The following is a 20667-nucleotide window of genomic DNA, read 5'->3' as shown; positions in this document are numbered from 1 at the left end:
GGCCGAATGAAAGCCCGACTTCACGTGCTGGCAGCGGTGCTGCTGCTCGTGGTGTCCGGCTGCTCGGCCGGCTCGTCGGCGAGCGTTTCCGCCGGTCCGGACACGCTTTCCGTCGGCTTCACGGCGGAACCGGCGAACTTCGACTTCACGCGCACGGACGGCGCCGCGATCCCGCAGGCGTTGCTCTACAACGTCTACGAAGGCCTGGTGAAGCTCGACTCGCAGGGGCGCGTGGTGCCGTTGCTCGCGAAGTCGTGGACGATCAGCGCGGACCGCAAGACCTACGACTTCCAGCTGCAGCCCGGCGTCAAGTTCAGCAACGGCGCGCCCTTCACCGCCGAAGACGTCAAGTTCTCGCTGCTGCGCGTGAAGACCGACTGGACGATCTCGATCAAGTCCACGATGGACGTCGTCGACCACGTCGACGTCGTGGCGCCGGATCACGCGCGGGTGGTGCTCTCGAAGCCGTCCAACGGCTGGTTGTTCAGCCTCACCAGCCGGCTCGGCGCGATGTTCAGCCCGACCGGCGTCGCCGATCTGGCGACCAAGCCGGTCGGCACCGGGCCGTACGTCGTGGCGGCGCGCAAGCGCGGCGACTCCGTGGTGCTGAAGGCGAACCCCGCGTACTGGGGCCGGAAACCGGCGTACTCGACCGTCGTCCTCAAGTACATCAAGGACCCGACCGCGCTGAACAACGCGTTGTCCAGCAACGGCATCGACGTCATCTCGGCGATCACCGCGCCCGATTCGATCCCGCAGTTCCAGGCCGACGACCGGTTCCAGGTCGTCCAGGGCACCTCGAACTCCGAGGTCACGCTGGCCATGAACGGCGCGCGGCCGCCGCTGAACGACGTCCGCGTGCGCCAGGCCCTGACGTACGCGATCGACCGGAAGGCGCTGCTCGACACGGCGTGGGCCGGGCGCGGCACGCTGATCGGCAGCATGGTCCCGCCGACCGATCCCTGGTACGAGGACCTTTCGAAGGTCTACCCGTTCGATCCCGGGCGCGCGAAGGCGATGCTGACCGAAGCCGGCGCGACGAACCTGAACCTGCGCCTGCGGATCCCGAACCTGCCCTACGCGGTGTCGGCCGCGCAGGTCGTCCAGTCGCAGCTCGCCGACGTGGGCGTGCGGACCACGATCGAGCCGCTCGACTTCCCGGCGGTGTGGCTGAAGCAGGTGTTCACCGACCACGACTACGACCTGTCGATCATCCAGCACGTCGAAGCCCGCGACATCACGACGTTCGGGAAACCGAAGTACTACTGGGGTTACGACAGCAAGCGCGTCCAGCAGCTGCTCGCCGAGGCCGACAGCGGGACGCCGGAGCAGCAGGTCGCGGACATGAAGCAGGTGGCGCGGCAGCTCAACACCGACGCCGCCGCGGACTGGCTCTTCCTGTTCCCCAACGTGATCGTGGCGAAGGCCAAGGTCGGCGGGTTCGTCCAGAACCAGGTCAGCGAGTCGTTCGACCTCACCGGACTGGCCCCGCGATGACCGCCAAGGTGCTGCGCCGGGTGGCGATCTTCGTGGTCAGCGTGCTGGTCGCGTCGATCGTGGTGTTCCTGTTCATGGCCGTGCTGCCGGGCGATCCGGCGCAGGTCGCGCTCGGCGTCAACGCGACGCCGGAGCTGCTCGCCAAGACCCGCGCGGAGTTCGGCATCGACCGGCCGCTGGTCACGCAGTACTTCGACTGGATCTCCCGTGTGCTGCGCGGCGACTTCGGCCGCTCGTACGTCACGCGCGACTCCATCGGCCCGCAGTTGCTCGACCGCCTCGGCGTCACGCTCTGGCTGGTCGGCGCGGGCATGCTGGTGGCGCTGGTGATCGCGGTCCCCGCGGGCACGTTCGCCGCGGTGAAGCACCGGAAGGCGGCCGGTGCGAGCGTTTCCGGGCTCTCGCAGATCGGCGTCGCGATCCCCGCGTTCCTCGCCGGGATCATCCTCGTGCAGATCTTCGCCGTGCAGCTGCGCTGGCTGCCGTCGGGCGGCTGGACACCGCCGGACCAGAACGCGGGCGAGTTCGTCCGCGGGCTGATCCTCCCCGCGTTGTCGCTCGGTCTGGTGCAAGGTGCGGTGCTCACGCGCTATGTGCGTTCCGCCGTGCTCGACACGCTCGGCCAGGACTACCTGCGCACCGCGCGGTCCAAGGGCTTGCGGCCGGGGCAAGCGCTGGTGCGCCACGGCTTGCGCAACGCCTCCGTGCCCGTCGTGACCGTGCTCGGCCTGCAGCTGGCGACGCTGCTGATCGGCGCGGTCGTCGTCGAGCGCGTGTTCGTCCTGCCCGGCCTGGGCTCGATGCTGCTGGACGCCGTCGCTTCCCGCGATCTGCTGACCGTGCAGGGAATCGTGCTCGTACTGGTGGTCGGCGTGCTGCTGGTCAACTTCGTCGTCGACCTCCTCTACACCGTGCTCGATCCGCGATTGCGGGGTTCGTGATGCGCAATCTCGTCCTCGGCGGGGTGCTCGTCGGCCTGGTCGTGCTGGCCGCGCTGCTGTCGTTCGTGTGGACGCCGTTCGACCCGGTGAAGGTGGACGCGGCGAGCCGGCTGCTCGATTCCGGCGCGGCCCACTGGTTCGGCACCGACAAGTTCGGGCGCGACCTGCTGAGCCAGCTCATGGTCGGCGCCCGCACCACGTTGTACGTCGGTGTCGTCGCCGTCGGCATCGCCGCGGTGATCGGCACGCCGCTGGGCATCCTCGCCGGGATGTCCCCGCGGTGGCTCGGCGAGTTCGTCATGCGGGTCAACGACCTCGTGCTCGCGTTCCCCGCGCTGCTGCTGGCGATCATGTTCGGCGCGGTGTTCGGGGCGGACACGCTGACCGCGATGGTCGCGATCGGCATCGCCACGATCCCGTCGTTCGCGCGGATCGCGCGCTCCGGGACGCTGCAGGTGATGAGCACCGAGTTCGTGCTCGCCGCGCGGGCCGGCGGCCGGTCGCGGCTCACCATCGCCGTGCGGCACGTGCTGCCGAACATCTCCGGCCTGCTGATCGTGCAGGCGTCGGTGTCGTTCGCGATCGCCGTGCTCGCCGAAGCGGCGTTGTCGTTCCTGGGCTTCGGCACGCGGCCGCCGACGCCGTCGTGGGGCCGGATGCTGCAGGAGTCCCAAGAACTCTTGACCGTGCACCCGCGGCTGGCGCTGGTGCCGGGCATCGCGATCGCCGTCGCCGTGCTCGGGTTCAACCTCCTCGGCGACGGCCTGCGCGACCGCCTCGACCCCCGATTGGCGGCGCGGGTATGACGCTTTCTGTGCGTGGCCTCGGCGTTTCTTCACTCGTCCGCGACGTCTCCTTCGAGATCGGCGCGGGCGAGCGCGTCGGGTTGATCGGCGAGTCCGGCTCGGGGAAGTCGTTGACGGCGTTGTCGATCATGGGCCTGCTGCCCGAAGAGCTGCGCGCGTCGGGCTCGGTCCGGCTGGGCGATCGCGAGCTGCTCGGAATGTCCGAAAAGGACCTCTCCCGGCTGCGCGGCGACGAGCTGGCCATGGTGTTCCAGGAGCCGATGACGGCGTTGAACCCGGCCATGCGCGTCGGCCGCCAGGTCACCGAGCCCGGGCGGATCCACGGCCGCCGCCGGTCCGCGGACGAACTCCTCGGCGCGGTCGGGCTGGCGGGCACCGCTCGCGCGTACCCGCACCAGCTGTCCGGCGGGCAGCGGCAGCGGGTCGTGCTGGCGATGGCGCTGGCCAACGGGCCGTCGCTGCTGATCTGCGACGAGCCGACCACCGCGCTCGACGTCACCGTCCAGGCCCAGATCCTCACCCTGATCAAAGCCGCACTTTCACGTGAAAGTGCGCTCCTCTTCATCAGCCACGATCTCGCGGTGGTGGCGTCGGTGTGCGAGCGCGTGCTCGTGATGCTGGACGGCGAGATCGTCGAAGCGGGCTCGACACGCGAAGTCCTGACGGCGCCGAAACACGAGTACACGCGCAAGCTCCTGGCCGCTTCGGACCTGGAGGGCCGTCGATGAGCATCATCGAAGTCCGCGACCTCGAACGCCGGTACGCGCGGCGGGACGTCCACGCGCTGCGCGGCGTCAGCTTCGACGTCGAGGCCGGACAGCGCTTCGGCATCGTCGGCGAGTCCGGCTCCGGCAAGTCCACGCTGGTCCGGCTGCTGGCCGCGCTCGACAAGCCGACGGCCGGCACGGTCACGTTCCAAGGTCGCCGGATCGACGACCTGCCCGAACGCAAACTCGGCTTCCTGCGGTCGGAACTGCAGATCGTCTTCCAGGACCCGATGGGTTCGCTCGACCCCCGTATGCGCGTGCGGGACATCATTTCCGAACCGCTGGGCCGCCGCGAACCCGACCGCGTCGCCGAGCTGCTCGCCGCCGTCGGCCTGCCCGTCGACGCCGCCCAGCGCTACCCGCACCAGTTCTCCGGCGGCCAGCGGCAGCGCATCTCCATCGCCCGCGCGCTCGCGCCCCACCCGAGCGTCCTGATCGCCGACGAGCCGGTCAGCGCGCTCGACGTCTCCGTGCGCGGCCAGATCCTCGACCTCCTGGACCAGCTGGTGGAGCAGTTCGCGCTGACGCTGATCTTCGTCTCGCACGACCTCGGCGTCGTCCGGCACGTCTGCGACCGCGTGGCCGTGATGCGCCGCGGCGAGATCGTCGAACTCGGCGACGTCGGCCAGGTCTACGAGGCGCCGCGGCACGAGTACACGCGGGAACTGCTGGCCGCCGCGCCGAACCTGCGCGCCGAGCTGGCCCGGCTGAGCGGAGGCGACGATGGCTGAGTACCCCGGCGGCCTGCCGATCGGAGCGGGCTGGGTGTCCACTGTGGACGTTGAAGAAATCGTTTTCCCCTACGACGGGAGCGTCATCGGCACCGCGCCGGTCGGCACTCCTGAGCTGGCTGCTCGCGCGGTGGACGAAGCTGTCGCCGTTGCGCGCGAAGTGGCTTCGCTGCCTTCGCGGGTTCGCCGTTCGCTGCTCAACGACGTCGCTTCGGCGGTGCGAGACCGGCGCGAGGAGTTCGAGAACCTGCTCGTGCTGGAGACCGGGAAGCCGCTGGTCGACTGCCGCGTCGAGGTCGCGCGCACGATCGTCACGTGGGAAGCCGCTGCCGAAGAGGTGTCGCGGCTGCACGGCGAGACCGTGCCGCTGGACTTGTTGCCCGCCGGCGACGGACTGGTCGGGTTCTGGAAGCGCAAGCCGATCGGCGTCGTCGTCGGCATCGCGGGCTTCAACTACCCGCTGCTGCTGGCGTCGCACAAGATCGCCCCGGCGATCGCCGCGGGCTGCCCGGTGATCGTCAAGCCCGCGCCCCAGGCACCGCTGGCCACCCTGTGGCTGGTGCACCTGGTCCGGACGCTCGCGCCGCTTCCCGCCATGGTCCAGCTGGTCACCGGCGACGCCGGGGTGGGTGCCGCGCTGACGACCGACCGCCGGATCGGCGCGGTCTCGTTCACCGGCTCAGCCGCGGTCGGCCACCGCATCGCCCGCGACGCCGCCCCGACGAAGACGCTGCTGGAGCTGGGTTCGAACGCGGCGCTCGTCGTCGCGGCGGACGCGGACCTCGAAGCCGCGGTGGACGCCGTGTTGCGCGGCGGTTTCTACGCGTCCGGCCAGGCCTGCATCTCGGTGCAGCGAGTCCTCGTCGTCGCGCCGGTTGCCGAGGAGTTCACCGAACGGCTGCTGGCGCGGCTCGGCGAAGTCGTCGTCGGCGATCCGCGGGACGAGCGGACGCGGGTGTCCGCACTGATCGACCCCGCGTCCACCGACCGCGTCGCCGCCTGGATCGAAAAGGCCGGCGGCCGCCGGGTCGGCGGAGGTGTCGACGGCACGGTGCTGCGGCCGACCGTCCTGCTCGACGTCCCGGACGGCGTCGAAGCCTGGGACGAGGAGATCTTCGGCCCGGTCGTCTGCGTGCGCACGGTGTCCGATGTGGACGAAGCCTTCGCCGCGGTCAACGCGTCCCGCTACGGCCTCCACGCCAGCGTCTACAGCAAGTCCTTGAACACGGCGTTCCGCGCGCTCGACGAGCTGGAGGTCGGCGGCGTCGTCGTCAACGAGGTGCCCGGGTTCCGCTCGGACACCATGCCCTACGGCGGGGTGAAGGACTCCGGCATCGGCCGCGAAGGACCGCGGTTCGCCGTCGAAGAGCTGACCGTGACGAGGATGGCGGTGCTGCGCCCGTGAACTACTCGACGTTGTTCCGCTTGGACGGCCGCCGCGCGCTCGTGCTCGGCGCCGGTGGCATCGGCCGCGAAGCCGCCCGCGCGCTGGCCGCGCACGGCGCCGACGTGGTGTGCGCGGACCGCGACCTCGAAGCCGCGCGCGAGGCGGGCGTCGGCGAGGCGTACGAAATCGACCTGCTCGCGCCCGGTGCCGTGGACAAGGCGGCGAGTGAGCTCGGCCCGCTCGACGTCGTCGTGCTGACCGCCGCGACGAACGTCCGCAAGCGGCTGCTGGACTACACGCGCGAGGAGTTCGACCGCGTCATCGCGCTGAACCTCGGTGTGTCGTTCGAGGTCGTGCGCGTCTTCGGCGCCGGCATGGTCGCGCGCGGGCGGGGCAGCATCATCGGCTTCTCGTCGATCCGCGGCACGACCGTCGAGCCCGGCCAAGGTCCGTACGCGGCCACGAAAGCCGGGCTGGTCCAGCTGTTCCGGACGGCGGCGGCGGAGTTCGGCCCGGCCGGCGTACGGGTCAACGCCATCGCGCCCGGCGTCGTCGAGACGCCGTTGACCGCGCAGATCAAGGCGAACCCCGAGTGGTACGACGCTTACGCGGCGAAGGGCGCGTTGGGGCGCTGGGCGCGGCCGGACGAGCTCGCCGGCGCGGTCGTGTACCTCGCTTCGGACGCTTCGTCGTTCGTCACCGGCTCCGTGCTCGCGGTGGACGGCGGCTGGACCGCCGTCGACGGCCGCTTCGAACCGCCTGCCTCGTAAGGAGCGCGCATGACCGAGTTGCCCGACCTGACCGCCGTCGAGCTCGTCGCGCACTACCGCGCGAAGACGCTCTCGCCGGTCGAGGTGACCGAAGCGGTGCTGCACCGCATCGAGGCACGAGAGCCGGAGCTGCACGCGTTGTACGCGTACGACCCTTTAGGCGCTCTCGACGACGCGAAGGCGTCCGAAGCGCGCTGGGCGGCCGACGAGCCGCTCGGCCCGATCGACGGCGTCCCCCTGACGCTCAAGGAAAACATCGCGACCCGCGGCACGCCGGTCCCGCTCGGCACCGCGGCGACCGCGCTGACCCCGGCCGCCGAGGACGCCCCGGCGGCGGCGCGCGTCCGCGAGTCCGGCGGCGTTCTGCTGGCCAAGACGACCATGCCGGACTACGGGATGCTGACGTCCGGGCTCTCGAGCTTCCACGAAACGGCCCGGAACCCGTGGCTGATTTCGGCGTCGCCGGGCGGTTCGAGCGCGGGGGCCGGCGCGGCGGCCGCGGCGGGCTACGGACCCCTGCACGTCGGCACCGACATCGGCGGCTCGATCCGGCTGCCCGCGGGCTGGTGCGGCCTGACCGGCCTGAAGCCGAGCTTCGGCCGCGTCCCGGTCGACCCGCCGTTCCTCGGCCGGGTGGCGGGCCCGATGACGCGGACGGTCGCCGACACGGCGTTGCTGATGAGCGTCCTGTCGGCGCCCGACGAGCGTGACCACCTGAGCCTGCCGCCGGCGGATCTGGCGTGGACTTCCCCCGCGGGTTCCCTGGCCGGTCTGCGCGTCGGCCTGCACCTCGACCCCGGCGTCGGCCTCCCGGTGGATCCGGCGACGCTCGACGCCGTCACCGCGGCGGCGCGTGCCTTCGAGGCCGCGGGCGCGATCGTCGAGCCGGTCGGTCCGTTCCTGACCCGCGAAATGCTCGACGGCCTCGACGTCTTCTGGCGCACGCGCGCCTGGTCCGACATGCAGGGGCTGCCGGCGGAGCGGCGCGCGAAGGTCCTCCCGTACATCGCGGACTGGGCCACGGGCGGCGCGGAGCTGTCCGGAGTGGCCGTCTACCGCGGTTTCGCCCAGATCGACGTGATCAGCGTGGCGGCGTTGCGCGCGACTTCCGCTTACGACGTCGTTCTCTCGCCGACGTGCCCGGTCGCGGCCCCGCCGGCGGAGTGGGCGTCGCCCACGAACGACCCGGCGCGGCCGTTCGAGCACATCGCGTTCACCGTCCCGTACAACATGTCCGGCCAGCCGGCGGTGTCGGTGAACTGCGGCTACACCGACGACGGCCGTCCGATCGGCCTGCAGCTCAGCGGCCGCCGCTTCGACGACATCGGCGTCCTGCGCGCGGCCGCGGCGTACGAAGGCCTTCGCGGCCCGCAGCGCGCCTGGCCGATCGGGTAGGGAAGAAGTTCCGGTCCCGCGGCGAAGTGGTGGTGAAGCTGTCGCCGACGGGAAGGAACCCCATGACAGAGGCAGCCCCGGTGACCGGCGCCGACCAGTTCACCGAGGTGCACGACCGCCACTTCGCCGGGATCTACCGCTACGTCGCCGGCCGCCTCGGCGCCCAGGCCGCGGAGGACGTCGCCGCGGAGACGTTCCTCGTCGCCTACGACCGCCGGTCGACGTTCGACCCGGCCCGCGGTGACCTGCGGGCCTGGCTGTTCGGCATCGCGACGAACCTCGTTTCGCGCCACCGCCGCAAGGAAGCCCGCCACTACCGCGCCCTCACCCGGATCGAGGTGCCGCCACCGGTCGAGGGCCACGAAAACCGCGTCGTCCTGAGCGGTCAGCTGGCGAAAGCGCTGGCGCGGCTGACCGCGGGCGAACGCGACGTCCTGCTGCTCGTGGCCCTCGCCGACCTCGGTTACGCCGAAGTCGGCGAAGCGCTCGGCATCTCTCCCGGCACGGTCGGCTCCCGGCTGACGCGTGCTCGCAAGAAGCTCGCCCCTGTTCTCGCCCCGGAGGCCTCCGATGGATGACCTGCAGACGCTGCGGGCCGCACTGCTGCCCGCCGAACCCACCCCGGACGTCGTCGACCGCAGCCGCCACCGGCTGCGGAACCGGATGCTCGCCGCGCCCCGGCCCCGGCGCGTCCGCCCGCTCGTCATCGGCGTCGGCGTGGTCGCCGCCGCGGCCGCCGTCGTGGTCGCGACCCTGCCCGCCACCCCGGTTCCGGAACCGGTACCTCCGCAGGCGGTGGTCCCGGTCAGCACCGGCCAGGCGATCCTGCTGGCCGCCGCCGAGCGCGCCCAGACCGGCGGCCGCACCTACTGGCACGTGACGACGAAGGTGGGCGGCGAAGCCTGGGAGTACTGGACCAAGGCCGACGGGCACGAGTGGTACCGCGGCGCGAAGACCCACGGCAAGGCCGTTCTCCAGCCTCAGGTGCGGCCGTTCCGGATGTTCGGCGCCGAGCTCACGCTCGGGCAGATCCAGGCCCTGCCCACCGAACCGGCGGCCCTGCGGGCCTGGCTCACGGACTCGGTCAAACGCAGCGGCAGCTACCCCGGCGGCCTGGACCTGACGGTGCTCCAGGCCCTGATTTCGCTGGTCACGGCGGTGCCCGCACCCCCGGCGGTCCAGGCGGCGGCGTTCCGCGCGATCGCCGCGTACCCCGGCGTCAGCGCGGACCCGGACGGCCGCACGGTCCAGCTCCCGGGCGGCGGCCACCTCACCATCGACCCGTCGACCGGCACCGTGACCGGCGCTTCGATGTACCTGGACGCCAAGGGCACCCCGGTCAAGAGCGTGGACGGCGACGGCTACACGGTCAGTGGCGAGTGGACGGACGACCTGCCGAAGTGACCCCGGTGGCCGGGGCCGTCAGCTCTTGACGGCCTCGGCCAGCGCCAGCACCCGCCGTGCGTTGTCGACGTGCAGGTTCTCGATCATCCGACCGTCCACAGTGACCACGCCGCGGCCCGCGGCGCGCGCCTCCTCGAAGGCGTCGATGATCCGCCGCGAGCGGTCGATCTCCGCCTCCGAAGGGGCGAAGATCCGGTTGCACGGCTCGACCTGCGCCGGGTGGATCAGCGTCTTCCCGTCGAAGCCGTACTGCCGGCCCTGCTCGCACTCCGCTTCGAAACCCTGGAGGTCCTTCACGTCGTTGTAGACGCCGTCGAGGATGACGCGACCGGTCGCCCGCGCCGCCAGCAGGCACAGCGAAAGCCCGCCCAGCAGCGGCCCGCGGCCCGGGACGAACTCCGCGTGCAGTTCCTTGGCGAGGTCGTTCGTGCCCAGCACCAGCACGGTCAGCCGCTCGGATGCCGCCGCGATCTCCTCCGCGTGCAGCACCGCGATCGGCGTCTCGAGCATCGCCCAGATCTTCGTGTGGTCCGGGGCGCCGCCGAGTTCCAGCGCGCGCTCGATGTTGTGCACCTCGGCCGCCGAGTTCACCTTCGGCACGACCACCGCGGCCGGCCCGGCGGACGCGGCCGCGCGCAGGTCGGCGTCGTGCCATTCGGTGTCCAGGCCGTTGACCCGGATCGTCACTTCACGAGAGCCGTAGCTGCCCACCGCCGCGCACACGCGTTCGCGCGCGGCTTCCTTGGCATCGGGGGAGACGGCGTCCTCGAGGTCGAGGATCAGCGCGTCGGCCGGGATCGTCTTGGCCTTCTCCAGCGCTCTTTCGTTGGCACCGGGCATGTAGAGGACAGAGCGGCGGGGCGTGGTCATCCGAGGGTCTCCTTGGTGGCCGCGTCGTAGGCCGCGGCGAGTTCGGGGTCGTCCGCCGCGAGGGCGTCGGCCAGTTCGGCGACCACGCGGCACTGCTTCACCGACGCGTCGTCCTGCATCTTCCCGTCGATCATCACCGCGCCCGTGCCGTCGCCCATCTCCGCGATGACGCGCCGCGCCCAGGCCACATCGGACGGCGAAGGCGAGAACACCTTCTTCGCGATGTCGATCTGCACCGGGTGCAGGCTCCACGCGCCGACGCAGCCGAGCAGGAACGCGTTGCGGAACTGGTCCTCGCACGCGACGACGTCGCGGATGTCCCCGAACGGCCCGTAGTACGGCAGGATCCCGTGCATCGCGCAGGCGTCCACCATCCGCGCGACCGTGTAGTGCCACAGGTCCTGCTGGTACGTCGTGCGGCCTTCGGTCAGGTCGTCGCCGGTCGGGTCGGTGCGCACCAGGTAGCCCGGGTGGCCGCCGCCGACGCGGGTCGTCTTCATCCGGCGGCTCGCGGCCAGGTCGGCCGGGCCGAGCGAGATGCCCTGCATGCGCGGGCTCGCCCCGGCGATCTCCTCCACATTGGCCACGCCGCTCGCCGTTTCGAGGATCGCGTGCACCAGCAACGGCTTCGTCAGGCCGGCCCGCGCTTCGAGCTGGGCCAGCAGCCGGTCGACGTAGTGGATGTCCTGCGCGCCCTCGACCTTCGGCACCATGATCACGTCGAGCTTGTCGCCGACCTCGGTGACGAGCGTCACCAGGTCGTCGAGCACCCACGGCGAGTCCAGGCTGTTCACCCGGGTCCACAGCTGCGTCCTGCCGAAGTCGTTCGCCTTGGCGATCGAGACGAGCCCGGCGCGCGCGGCTTCCTTGCGGTCCGCGCGGACCGCGTCCTCGAGGTTGCCGAGCAGGACGTCGACCTTCTTCGCGATGTCCGGCACCTTCGCGGCCATCTTCTCGTTGCCGGGGTCGAAGAAGTGGATCATCCGGGACGGCGTCACCGGGATCTCCCGCACGGGAGCGGGCGCGCCCAGGGCGAGCGGGGCGAAGAAGTCCTTCGGGGAGCGCATCGGTCCTCCACGGCGACGACTAAGTGACTGATCGGTAACTTTAGTCCGGGGCGCCTCCGGCCGCTGCGGCGCAAGTCACCGTCGGGCGAGCGCCGCCGGGCAACCGCAGCTCAGCGGCCCGCGTCCACTGTGGATTGCACCGAACGGGCTAGCCGGCGATCCTGCCCCCGGTAGTCGGGCGCGGGCGGACGGTAATGCCACTCACCTCGCGATCACTCGGTTGGCCGCACCGTTCGACCGAAGTCGGATGACCGCCTACCGACCGGTCATCGATCGCTGAGCGCCGCCGATCGCAGCCACGCGCCTTACCCGGCGACGCCGCGCCGCCGCGCTGTTAGACAAGTGAGGTGCCGGTTTTCACCGGTCACGAAGCGGTGCAGGTAAGAAGGAGGCGGACTCGTGGCGGCTACACCTCAGAACACCGAGCGCTCGACGGTCGCCGGTGGCGCGAAGCGCAGCCGGTCGATGCCGAGCCGCGTGGTGCCGCCGATCGAGCTCCCCGCGAGCGTCGACGAGCTCGCCACCGCCGCCGCGGCCCAGCTGGGCTGGAACGGCGTCGTCCTGCCCGAGACCACGATCCTGGGCCGCAAGGTCTGCGTGGTCGCCAAGCTTCGCACCGACGTGCACGCCGAGCGCATCGCGATGGGTGCCGGCCCGGTGGCCGATCGCGCCACCGTCGACACCTGGACCTGGCCGGAGCTGGCCGGAACCGCCCCCGCCCCGGCCGCCGAGATCGTCGGCGTCCTGGCCGTCGCGCGCCACTGGCGCACCGCGATGGCCTCCGCGGTTCCGTTCGCCCGCTACGGCGAGGCCGCGATGGTGCTCCCGTCGCCGGCCATCCTCACCGAGGACTACGTCGGCAACTGCCTGCCGCGCGCCCGCGCGTACGGCCTCGCCGTCGTGACCGCCGACCCGAACGCGGTCGTCGACCTCGACCTCGAGGGCCGTACCGAGCGCGTGCTGCTGGCCGAGGACCCGGTCTCCCGGCTGGTGAACGAGCTGGTCTACGACCACCTGCTCCGGACCGCAGAGGCGCCCGCTTCGCACTAGGGTCGGCTCCATGCGAGTCGTCATTGCAGGTGGACACGGTCAGATCGCGCTGCGGCTGGAGCGGCTGCTCGCCGCGCGCGGGGACGAAGCGGTCGGCATCATCCGGAACCCCGCCCACGCGGCGGACCTCGAGGCCGCCGGCGCCCGAGGCGTGGTGCTGGATCTCGAGAACTCCGATGTGGACGCCGTCGCCGAAGTGCTGAAAGGTGCCGACGCCGCGGTGTTCGCCGCCGGGGCCGGCCCGGGCAGCGGTACCGCCCGCAAGGACACTGTGGACAGGGGCGCCGCGGCGCTGTTCGCCGAAGCGGCCGAGCGGGCCGGGGTCCGGCGGCACATCCAGGTCGGCTCGATCGGCGCCGACAACCCGGACAACCCCGACGTCACCGAGGAGTTCCGGCACTACCTGCGCGCCAAGCGCGCGGCGGAAGACGACCTCAAGGCCCGCGACCTCGACTGGACGATCCTCCGGCCGGGCGCGCTCACCGACGACCCGGGCACCGGCCTGGTGCTGCTGGCCGAGCAGACGGGCCGCGGCCCGATCCCGCGTGACGACGTCGCCGCGGTGCTCGTGGCCCTGCTCGACACGCCCGCGTCCGTCCGCCGCACCCTGACGCTGATCTCGGGCGAGGACGCCATCGGCGAAGCGGTCTCCGCGCTGTGATCTCTGAAGCGTCGAGAGAGATCGCCGTCTTCAGCGGCAGTGCACACCCCGAGCTGGCCGAAGAGATCTGTGCGCACCTGGGCGTGCCGTTGCGACCGGCGGAGGTCCGGCGGTTCGCGAACGACTGCCTCGAGGTGCAGCTGCAGGCCAACTGCCGCGAACGGGACGTCTTCATCATCCAGCCGCTGGTCAAGCCGGTGCAGGAGCACCTGGTCGAGCTGCTGCTGATGCTCGACGCCGCGCGCGGTGCGTCGGCGTCGCGGATCACCGCCGTGATGCCGCACTACTCGTACGCGCGCTCGGACAAGAAGGACGCACCGCGCATCTCCATCGGCGGCCGCCTGGTCGCCGACCTGCTGGTGACCGCGGGCGCGAGCCGCGTGCTCGCGATGACCCTGCACTCGCCGCAGGTGCACGGCTTCTTCAGCGTCCCGGTCGACCACCTGCACGCGCTGCAGGAGCTGGCGAAGCACTTCCGGCAGTACGACCTCTCACGCACCACCGTCGTCTCGCCCGACCTGGGGAACGCGAAGGAGGCGTCGCACTTCGCGCGGCTCCTCGGCGTCCAGGTCGCGGCCGGCGCGAAGGAGCGCTTCCCGGACGACCGCGTCCAGATCAGCTCGGTGATCGGCGAGATCACCGGCCGCGACGTCATCGTGCTCGACGACGAGATCGCCAAGGGCAGCACGGTGATCGAGCTGCTGGACAAGCTGGCCGAGCTGGAGCCGCGGTCGATCCGGGTGGCGTGCACGCACGGGCTGTTCGCGGCGAAGGCCATCGAGCGCATCGGCGGCCGGCCGGAGGTGCTGGAGATCGTCTGCACCAACACGGTTCCGGTGCCCGAGGAGGAGCGCACCGAGAAGCTGAAGATCCTGTCGATCGCCCCGGCCATGGCCGAGGCGATCCGCCGGATCCACAACGGCGAATCGGTGTCGGCGCTCTTCTAGACCTTGCCCAGCACCCGGTCCAGGTAGGTGTTGGTGAACACGCCGTTCGGGTCGGTTTCCTTGCGCACGCGCAGGAAGTCGTCGAAGTGCGGGTAGCGCGAGCGGAGGACGCCGGCGTCGAGGTCGTGCATCTTGCCCCAGTGCGGGCGCCCGCCGACCGCGCCGGCGATCTTCTCGAACGCGCTGAAGTACTCGCGGTACGGCATGCCGACGAACTGGTGGATCGCGATGTAGGCGGAGTCGCGGCCCTGCGCGGTCGACAGCCAGATGTCGTCGGCCGCGGCGACCCGCACCTCGACCGGGAACATCACCGGGTCCTTCAGCGTCGGCACTACCGCCCGTAGTTCGGCGAGCACGTCGAGCACTGATTCACGTGGAACAGCGTATTCCGTTTCGGTGAACCGGACGTTGCGCGCGGTGACGAAGACGCGGTGCGAGGTGTCGCTGTACTCGCGCGCGGAAAGCATGTTCGACGCGAAGTTGTTCAGCGGGCGCACGAGCCGCGGCATCAGCCGTCCGGTGCGGCAGAGTCCGCCGAAGGCGACGTTCTCCATGATCTGGTAGTCGACGAACTCGCGCACCTTGCTCAGCGGTTCGGCCGTCTCACACCGGTTGTTGCGCTTGACCAGCGCGTTCTTGCCGTAGGGGAACCAGTAGAACTCGAAGTGCTCGTTGTCCTCGGCGAAGTCGTGGAAGCCCTCGAGCACCTGCTCCAGCGGCTCCGGCCGCTCCTGCGCGCGCAGGTAGAAGGACTTTTCACAGCGCAGGGTCACGGTGGTGATCACGCCGAGCGCGCCGAGGCCGACGCGGGCGGCGGCGAAGAGGTCGGGCTTTTCGTCGGCCGAGCAGGTGACGACCGAGCCGTCCGCGAGGACGAGTTCGAGCGCGGCGATCTGGGTGGCGATCCCGCCGAGCTTGGCGCCGGTGCCGTGGGTGCCGGTGGAGATCGCGCCGGCGATGGTCTGCGCGTCGATGTCGCCGAGGTTGGTCATGGCCAGCCCGAGCGTGTCGAGGGCGGCGTTGAGCTGCTTGATCGTGGTGCCGGAGCGGACGGTGACGTGCCCGGTCTCGACGTCGGCGCGCTCGATCCCGGTCCAGTGCCGCAGGTCGAGGGCATCGGAGTCGGCGACGGCGATCGCGGTGAAGGAGTGCCCGCTGCCCCAGGGCCGCACGGTCCGGCCCGCCGAGGCGACACTTTCGACGGCCGCGGCGATCTCGGCCGCGCTGCGCGGCTGGTGAACGTGCCGCGGCGAGGCGGACGCCGTGCCCGCCCAGTTGGTCCACCGGGTCATCCGCGCGCCCTCCATCGGTCGAGTGCTCGAAACAGTAAGTGAATAGTATTCGCGTTTCAAGCCTTCGTGTCGTACTTTAGACCTCGTGACCAGTGCGACGGTGTACGACTTGGCGACCAAGGACCTCGACCCGCCCTTGGCCGTGGTCGACTTGGCGGCGTTCGACGCGAACGCCGACGACCTCCGTCGCCGCGCGGCGGGCAAGCCGATCCGCGTGGTCAGCAAGTCGGTCCGCTGCCGGGCGCTGCTGGAGCGCGTGCTCGCTATGCCGGGCTTCGAAGGCCTGATGTGCTACTCGCTCGCCGAAGCCGTCTGGCACGTCGAGCAGGGCACGACCGAGGACATCGTCGTCGCCTACCCGACGGCCGACCACGAAGCCCTCCGCCGCCTGGCCGCGTCCGACGCCGCGCGCGCGGCGATCGCGATCATGGTCGACTCGCCGGAACACCTGGACCTGGTCGACGCGGCCCTCGGCCACGGCCACCCGGAAATCCGCGTGTGCCTGGAGCTGGACGCGTCCTGGCGCCCGCTGCCGGGCGTCCACGTCGGCACGCGCCGCTCGCCGGTGTTCACCCCGAAGCAGGCTGCGACGCTCGCCCGCCAGATCCTCGCCCGCCCGGGTTTCCGCCTGGTGGGCGTGATGGCGTACGAAGGCCAGATCGCCGGCCTCGGCGACGCGGCGGGCGGCCGGGCGAACCGGCTGGTGATCGGCTGGATGCAACGTCGATCGGCGGCGGAGCTGAACCGCCGCCGCGGCGAAGCGGTCCGCGCGGTCCAGGCGGTGACGTCGCTGGAGTTCGTGAACGGCGGTGGCACGGGAAGCATCGAGTCCACGGGCGCGGACGCGGTGGTCACGGAGATCGCGGCGGGCTCGGGCCTGATCGGCCCGACGCTGTTCGACGGCTACTCCCGCTTCAGCCCCCGCCCGGCAGCGTTGTTCGCGCTACCGGTGGTCCGCCGCCCGACCCGGTCCATCGCGACCCTGTTTTCGGGCGGCTACATCGCTTCCGGCCCGACGGGCGCTTCGCGCGTCCCGCAGCCGTACTTGCCGACGGGCCTGAAGCTGCTGGGTTTCGAAGGCGCGGGCGAGGTCCAGACCCCGGTGACGGGCCGAGCCGCGCGAAGCCTGAAGCTGGGCGACCGGGTGTGGCTGCGGCACGCGAAGGCGGGCGAGCTGGCGGAGCGGTTCACGCACTACCACCTGGTGCTGGGCGACCGGGTCGAGCGCACGGTCCCGACGTACCGAGGCGAGCACCAGAACTTCGGCTGACGGCGGCCCGCGTCCGTGCGGCTGAACGCTCCGCCCCGCCGCGCGGACGTGGTTTGTCCCAGCTCCCGGACGGGCGAATCCCCGCTCACCCCGGCACGGCAAGAACGTCATGAACGACTCGTTCACCTCGTCCGACGACCACCGGGTTGTCCACAGCTGTGCATGCTTGTGGACAACTTCTGTGGACAACTACGACCGTTCCCCGAACCGGGCCGCCAGGTACCCCTTCACCACGTACTTCGCTTCAGCGACGATCTTCTCGTCCCCGCGCGGGTCCTTGCGGAACGCCAGCTTCAGCAACGCATCCGCCACCTCGTTGGCGATGCCGATCGCGAACCGCAGGTCCTCCACCGGCCGATCGACCTGCGTGGACACCAGGTCCGTCAGGGAATCCACGATCACCGCGTTGTTGTCGCGTGTTTCGTCGAGCAGCTGGCGGTCGATGATGTCGCCGAAGTGGACCTTCGAAAAGCCCGGGACCGACCGGTGCATCTCGAGGTAGATGTCGAGGATCGAGTCCACGACGTCCCACCAGTGCTCCGGCCCGAGCTGCTTCAGGCGCTCGTTCACCGCGCCCACGAACCTCTCCAGGTTGCGGGCGGTAAGCGCTTGCACCACGGCGCGCTTGTCCGGGAAGAACTGGTACAGCGACCCCACGGCCACCCCGGCGCGCTTGGCGATCAGGGTGGTCGTCAGCGCGTCGTAACCGAGCTCGTCGATCAACGCCGCGCTCGCGTCGAGCATCTGCTCGACGCGTTTGGCGCTGCGTTGCTGAACCGGCTGGCGGCGCAAGGGGGTGGCTTCTGCCGGCACCTTCGCGGCCTGGATGTCGGACACGGCGCTCCTCCTCGTCTGATCTGGGACTTTATCGTGCCGACGGGCTTCCCCACGGACGAGTGAAGACCTAGTATATGAGAACTTTTCATGTTCACCCGAAGGGGTGTCTGACGAAGGGGTCAGCAGCCGGTGCAGAACCCGAACTTCCCGCCCGACTTCCTCTGGGGTGTTTCGACCTCGGCGTTCCAGATCGAGGGCGCCACCAGCGAAGGTGGGCGCGGACCGTCCATCTGGGACACGTTCACCGCGACCGAGGGCAAGATCGCCCGCGATGAGACCGCCAACGTAGCCGCCGACCACTACCACCGCTACCCCGAAGACATCGCGCTCATGGCGGAGCTCGGGGTCGGTGCCTACCGGATGTCCGTCGCGTGGCCCCGCATCCAGCCCGACGGCAAGGGCGCGCCCAACCCCGAAGGCCTCGGCTTCTACGACAAGCTCCTCGACGCCGTCTGCGAGGCGGGGATCGCCCCCGCCGTCACGCTTTACCACTGGGACACCCCGCAGGCGATCGAAGACGACGGCGGCTGGCTCTCCCGCGATACCGCTGAGCGCTTCGCCGAGTACGCCCACATCCTCGGAGAACGCTTCGCCGACCGGGTGAAGCTGTGGATTCCGCTCAACGAGCCCATGGTCATGTCGATCTACGGCTACGCGATCGGCGAGTACGCGCCCGGCAAGACGCTCCTGCTCGACGCCGTCCCGACCGCGCACCACCAGCACCTCGCCCACGGCCTCGCCGTCCAGGCGCTGCGCGCGGCCGGGGCGACCACCATCGGCACCGCCAACAACCACTCGCCGATCTGGCCCGGTGAGGACAGCGACGACCGCGACCGGGCCGCCGCCGAATGGCTCGACGCGCTGATCAACCGGCTCTACGCCGATCCCGTCCTGCTCGGCAGCTACCCCGAACAGCTCCACCCGCACCTCCCCGCCGGGTTCGCCGGCGACCTGCCGACGATCGCGCAGCCGCTCGACTTCTACGGCGTCAACTACTACGAGCCGCAAGGCGTCGCGAAGCCCAGTCCGGGCAATCCGCTGCCGTTCGACCTCCGCCCGATCGAGGGCTACCCGATGACGACGAACGACTCGCCGATCGTCCCGCACGCCCTGCGCGAGCTGCTGCTCGACTTCCAAGCCCGCTACCGCGACAAACTGCCGCCGATCCACATCACCGAGAACGGGTGCAGTTTCGCCGACGAAGTCGCCGAGGACGGCGGGGTGCACGACCCCGAACGGATCGACTTCCTGCACAGCCACCTGGTCGCGGTGCGCGAGGCGATGGACGCCGGCGTCGACGTCCGCGGCTACTTCTGCTGGTCCCTGATGGACAATTTCGAGTGGTCCAAGGGCTACGCGCCGCGCTTCGGCCTGGTGCACGTCGATTACGAGACCCTGCGGCGGACGCCGAAGGACTCCTTCCACTGGTACCGGAAGCTGGTGCGGGATGAGTGAAACGACCCAGGCGCTGCCCGAAGCGCTCGCCGAACCCACCGTGCGGGTGCGGCCCGGCTGGATGAGCCTGCTGTTCTTCGCGAACATCGCGCTCTGGCTGGGGATCTACGCGCCGATCCAGGTGCTGCTGCCGCAGCAGGCCGAACTGCTCGACCAGGTGAACAAGGAGTTCGTGCTCGGCCTGGTGATGGGCGTCGGCGCGATCGTGGCGCTGGTCGTCAACCCGGCGGTCGGGCTGCTGTCGGACCGGACGTGCTCGCGGTTCGGCCGCCGCCACCCGTGGACGGTGATCGGGGCCGCGGTCGCGGCCGTCGGGCTGCTGGTGCTGGCGTTCGCGCCCGACGTCGCCCTGCTGATCACCGGCTGGTGCCTGGTGCAGGCCGGCCTCAACGGCATGCTCGCCACCCTGATGTCGGCCATCGCCGACCGCGTCCCGGTCGGCCAGCGCGCGCAGGTCGGCGGGCTCGTCGGCATCGCGCAGATGCTCGGCACCGTGCTGGGCGCGGTCGTGGTCGTCGTCATGCTCGGCATCGCCGGGCTGCCGCTGGCCTACGCGGCCTGCGCGGGGATCGTGCTGGTGGGCGCCGCGTTCTTCGTGCTCCGGACGCCGGACGCGCGGCTGCCGGTCGAGTACCGGCCCTCGTCCGACACCCGCGAGGTCCTCCGCAACCTCTGGGTCTCGCCGCGGCGGCACCCGGACTTCGCGTGGGCGTGGTCGTGCCACTTCATGATCAACCTCGGCAACGCGTTCGGGACGCTCTACCTGCTGTTCTTCCTCAAGGACGCGGTGCACTACCCGGACCCGGACACCGGGCTGCTCATCATGATGGGGCTGTACGGCGTCGCGCTCGTCATCGGCGCCGTGCTCGCCGGCCACTTCTCCGACAGGTCCGGACGGCGCAAGCCGTACGTCCTGGCGGCCTCCGGCGTGATGGCGTTGGCCGCTTTGCTTCTCGTCGTGTGGCAGAGCTGGCCGGTCGCGCTCGCCGCGTCCCCGCTGCTCGGCGTCGGGTTCGGCGCGTACATGGCGGTCGCCTTGGCGATGCTGACGCAGGTGCTGCCGACGGCGCAGGACCGCGCGAAGGACCTGGGCGTCATCAACATCGCGAACTCGCTGCCGCAGGTGGTGGCCCCGCTGCTGACGCCGCTGGTGCTGGCCTACCTGGGTGGCTACTCCGGCCTGTTCGCGGCTTCGGCCGTCGCGACGCTGCTGGCCGCGGTGCTCGTGCTGCGCGTGAAGGCGGTCCGCTGAACGCCGTACAACGAAGTGGAACCGCGGGCCGGTGCCGGTCGGGGGAGGGGAGTGCAACGGCACCGGCCCGCGGAATTCGGGGACCGCTCGGGGAGCGGATCGCCGCCGTGGGACCCATGGTCCACACCGGGGGCTTGATGATCAATCTAGCGGGGGATTACGGCCCCGGCTAGGGCTAACGCGTATTTTTTTCGATTAATCGCGGAGCGGTCTGAGGTGATGGCCGAGGGCTGGTTCGCGCTGCTCGGGGGTGCGGGCGAAACAGCCC

General features: G+C 70.9%; 20 protein-coding genes. 16 read left to right on the top strand and 4 right to left on the bottom strand.

What is annotated here, in order from left to right; translation table 11 throughout:
• Positions 1-6 precede the first annotated feature (6 nt).
• The 10 genes from MUY14_RS36320 (at position 7) to MUY14_RS36275 (ending at position 9698) form a co-directional block, all read left to right on the top strand.
• Complete coding sequence (locus MUY14_RS36320; protein ID WP_247016134.1) at positions 7-1497, top strand: ABC transporter substrate-binding protein; 1491 nt, start codon at positions 7-9, stop codon at positions 1495-1497.
• Positions 1494-2438 (top strand): ABC transporter permease, encoded by a 945-nt coding sequence (locus MUY14_RS36315; protein WP_247016132.1) that lies wholly within the window; start codon positions 1494-1496, stop codon positions 2436-2438. The genes MUY14_RS36320 and MUY14_RS36315 overlap by 4 nt, the downstream gene beginning before the upstream one ends.
• On the top strand, positions 2438-3244 hold the full coding sequence (locus MUY14_RS36310; RefSeq protein WP_247016130.1) for an ABC transporter permease: 807 nt from the start codon (positions 2438-2440) through the stop codon (positions 3242-3244). Before MUY14_RS36315 ends, MUY14_RS36310 begins: the two co-directional genes overlap by 1 nt.
• Entirely contained in the window at positions 3241-3972 is a 732-nt protein-coding gene (locus MUY14_RS36305) for an ABC transporter ATP-binding protein (protein WP_247016127.1), read from the top strand. Before MUY14_RS36310 ends, MUY14_RS36305 begins: the two co-directional genes overlap by 4 nt.
• Positions 3969-4742 carry an ABC transporter ATP-binding protein gene (locus MUY14_RS36300; RefSeq protein WP_247016125.1) on the top strand — a complete coding sequence of 258 codons (774 nt, stop codon included), beginning with the start codon at positions 3969-3971 and terminating at the stop codon, positions 4740-4742. The genes MUY14_RS36305 and MUY14_RS36300 overlap by 4 nt, the downstream gene beginning before the upstream one ends.
• Positions 4735-6147, top strand: a complete 1413-nt coding sequence (locus MUY14_RS36295; protein WP_247016123.1) for an aldehyde dehydrogenase family protein — start codon at positions 4735-4737, stop codon at positions 6145-6147. The genes MUY14_RS36300 and MUY14_RS36295 overlap by 8 nt, the downstream gene beginning before the upstream one ends.
• Positions 6144-6899, top strand: coding sequence for an SDR family NAD(P)-dependent oxidoreductase (locus MUY14_RS36290; protein WP_247016121.1), 756 nt, complete (start codon positions 6144-6146; stop codon positions 6897-6899). Before MUY14_RS36295 ends, MUY14_RS36290 begins: the two co-directional genes overlap by 4 nt.
• Before the next feature lie 9 nt (positions 6900-6908).
• The gene (locus MUY14_RS36285; RefSeq protein ID WP_247016119.1) at positions 6909-8294 is read left to right on the top strand and encodes an amidase; all 1386 of its coding nucleotides are present in this window, start codon (positions 6909-6911) and stop codon (positions 8292-8294) included.
• 62 nt (positions 8295-8356) lie between these two features.
• A complete protein-coding gene (locus tag MUY14_RS36280) occupies positions 8357-8872 on the top strand; it encodes an RNA polymerase sigma factor (protein ID WP_247016117.1) in 516 nt (171 codons plus the stop codon).
• The gene (locus MUY14_RS36275; RefSeq protein WP_247016115.1) at positions 8865-9698 is read left to right on the top strand and encodes a hypothetical protein; all 834 of its coding nucleotides are present in this window, start codon (positions 8865-8867) and stop codon (positions 9696-9698) included. Before MUY14_RS36280 ends, MUY14_RS36275 begins: the two co-directional genes overlap by 8 nt.
• An 18-nt stretch (positions 9699-9716) precedes the next feature.
• Here MUY14_RS36275 and MUY14_RS36270 read toward each other — a convergent pair whose 3' ends face one another.
• Together MUY14_RS36270 and MUY14_RS36265 are read right to left on the bottom strand one after the other, a co-directional pair.
• On the bottom strand, positions 9717-10568 hold the full coding sequence (locus tag MUY14_RS36270; RefSeq protein ID WP_247016113.1) for a CoA ester lyase: 852 nt from the start codon (positions 10566-10568) through the stop codon (positions 9717-9719).
• Positions 10565-11635, bottom strand: coding sequence for a CoA ester lyase (locus tag MUY14_RS36265; RefSeq protein WP_247016112.1), 1071 nt, complete (start codon positions 11633-11635; stop codon positions 10565-10567). Before MUY14_RS36265 ends, MUY14_RS36270 begins: the two co-directional genes overlap by 4 nt.
• A 399-nt stretch (positions 11636-12034) precedes the next feature.
• On the opposite strand from MUY14_RS36265, the gene MUY14_RS36260 reads away from it, so the two are divergent.
• From MUY14_RS36260 to MUY14_RS36250, 3 genes are read left to right on the top strand one after another with little or no spacing between them, the layout of a single operon-like run.
• Complete coding sequence (locus MUY14_RS36260; protein ID WP_247016110.1) at positions 12035-12685, top strand: hypothetical protein; 651 nt, start codon at positions 12035-12037, stop codon at positions 12683-12685.
• A gap of 10 nt (positions 12686-12695) precedes the next feature.
• Entirely contained in the window at positions 12696-13346 is a 651-nt protein-coding gene (locus MUY14_RS36255) for an NAD(P)H-binding protein (RefSeq protein ID WP_247016108.1), read from the top strand.
• The gene (locus MUY14_RS36250) at positions 13343-14293 is read left to right on the top strand and encodes a ribose-phosphate pyrophosphokinase (RefSeq protein ID WP_247016106.1); all 951 of its coding nucleotides are present in this window, start codon (positions 13343-13345) and stop codon (positions 14291-14293) included. Before MUY14_RS36255 ends, MUY14_RS36250 begins: the two co-directional genes overlap by 4 nt.
• Here the strand turns inward: MUY14_RS36250 and MUY14_RS36245 are convergent.
• Complete coding sequence (locus MUY14_RS36245; RefSeq protein ID WP_247016104.1) at positions 14290-15585, bottom strand: D-arabinono-1,4-lactone oxidase; 1296 nt, start codon at positions 15583-15585, stop codon at positions 14290-14292. The genes MUY14_RS36250 and MUY14_RS36245 overlap by 4 nt on opposite strands.
• Positions 15586-15670: 85 nt before the next feature.
• Here MUY14_RS36245 and MUY14_RS36240 point away from each other — a divergent pair, with 85 nt between their 5' ends.
• On the top strand, positions 15671-16855 hold the full coding sequence (locus MUY14_RS36240; RefSeq protein ID WP_247016102.1) for an amino acid deaminase/aldolase: 1185 nt from the start codon (positions 15671-15673) through the stop codon (positions 16853-16855).
• A gap of 189 nt (positions 16856-17044) precedes the next feature.
• On the opposite strand, the gene MUY14_RS36235 is transcribed toward MUY14_RS36240, so the two are convergent.
• Positions 17045-17692 (bottom strand): TetR/AcrR family transcriptional regulator, encoded by a 648-nt coding sequence (locus MUY14_RS36235; RefSeq protein ID WP_247016100.1) that lies wholly within the window; start codon positions 17690-17692, stop codon positions 17045-17047.
• A 129-nt stretch (positions 17693-17821) separates the two neighbouring features.
• On the opposite strand from MUY14_RS36235, the gene MUY14_RS36230 reads away from it, so the two are divergent.
• Complete coding sequence (locus MUY14_RS36230; protein WP_247016098.1) at positions 17822-19147, top strand: GH1 family beta-glucosidase; 1326 nt, start codon at positions 17822-17824, stop codon at positions 19145-19147.
• Positions 19140-20399: an MFS transporter gene (locus MUY14_RS36225; RefSeq protein ID WP_247016096.1), complete on the top strand. Its 1260-nt coding sequence runs from the start codon at positions 19140-19142 to the stop codon at positions 20397-20399. Before MUY14_RS36230 ends, MUY14_RS36225 begins: the two co-directional genes overlap by 8 nt.
• Positions 20400-20667 lie beyond the last annotated feature (268 nt).

Source organism: Amycolatopsis sp. FBCC-B4732 (assembly GCF_023008405.1).
In the GTDB taxonomy this organism is placed as follows: Bacteria; Actinomycetota; Actinomycetes; order Mycobacteriales; family Pseudonocardiaceae; genus Amycolatopsis; species Amycolatopsis pretoriensis_A.
Note: the sequence above shows the minus strand (reverse complement) of the source record. Positions and strands in the feature narration are given on the sequence as shown.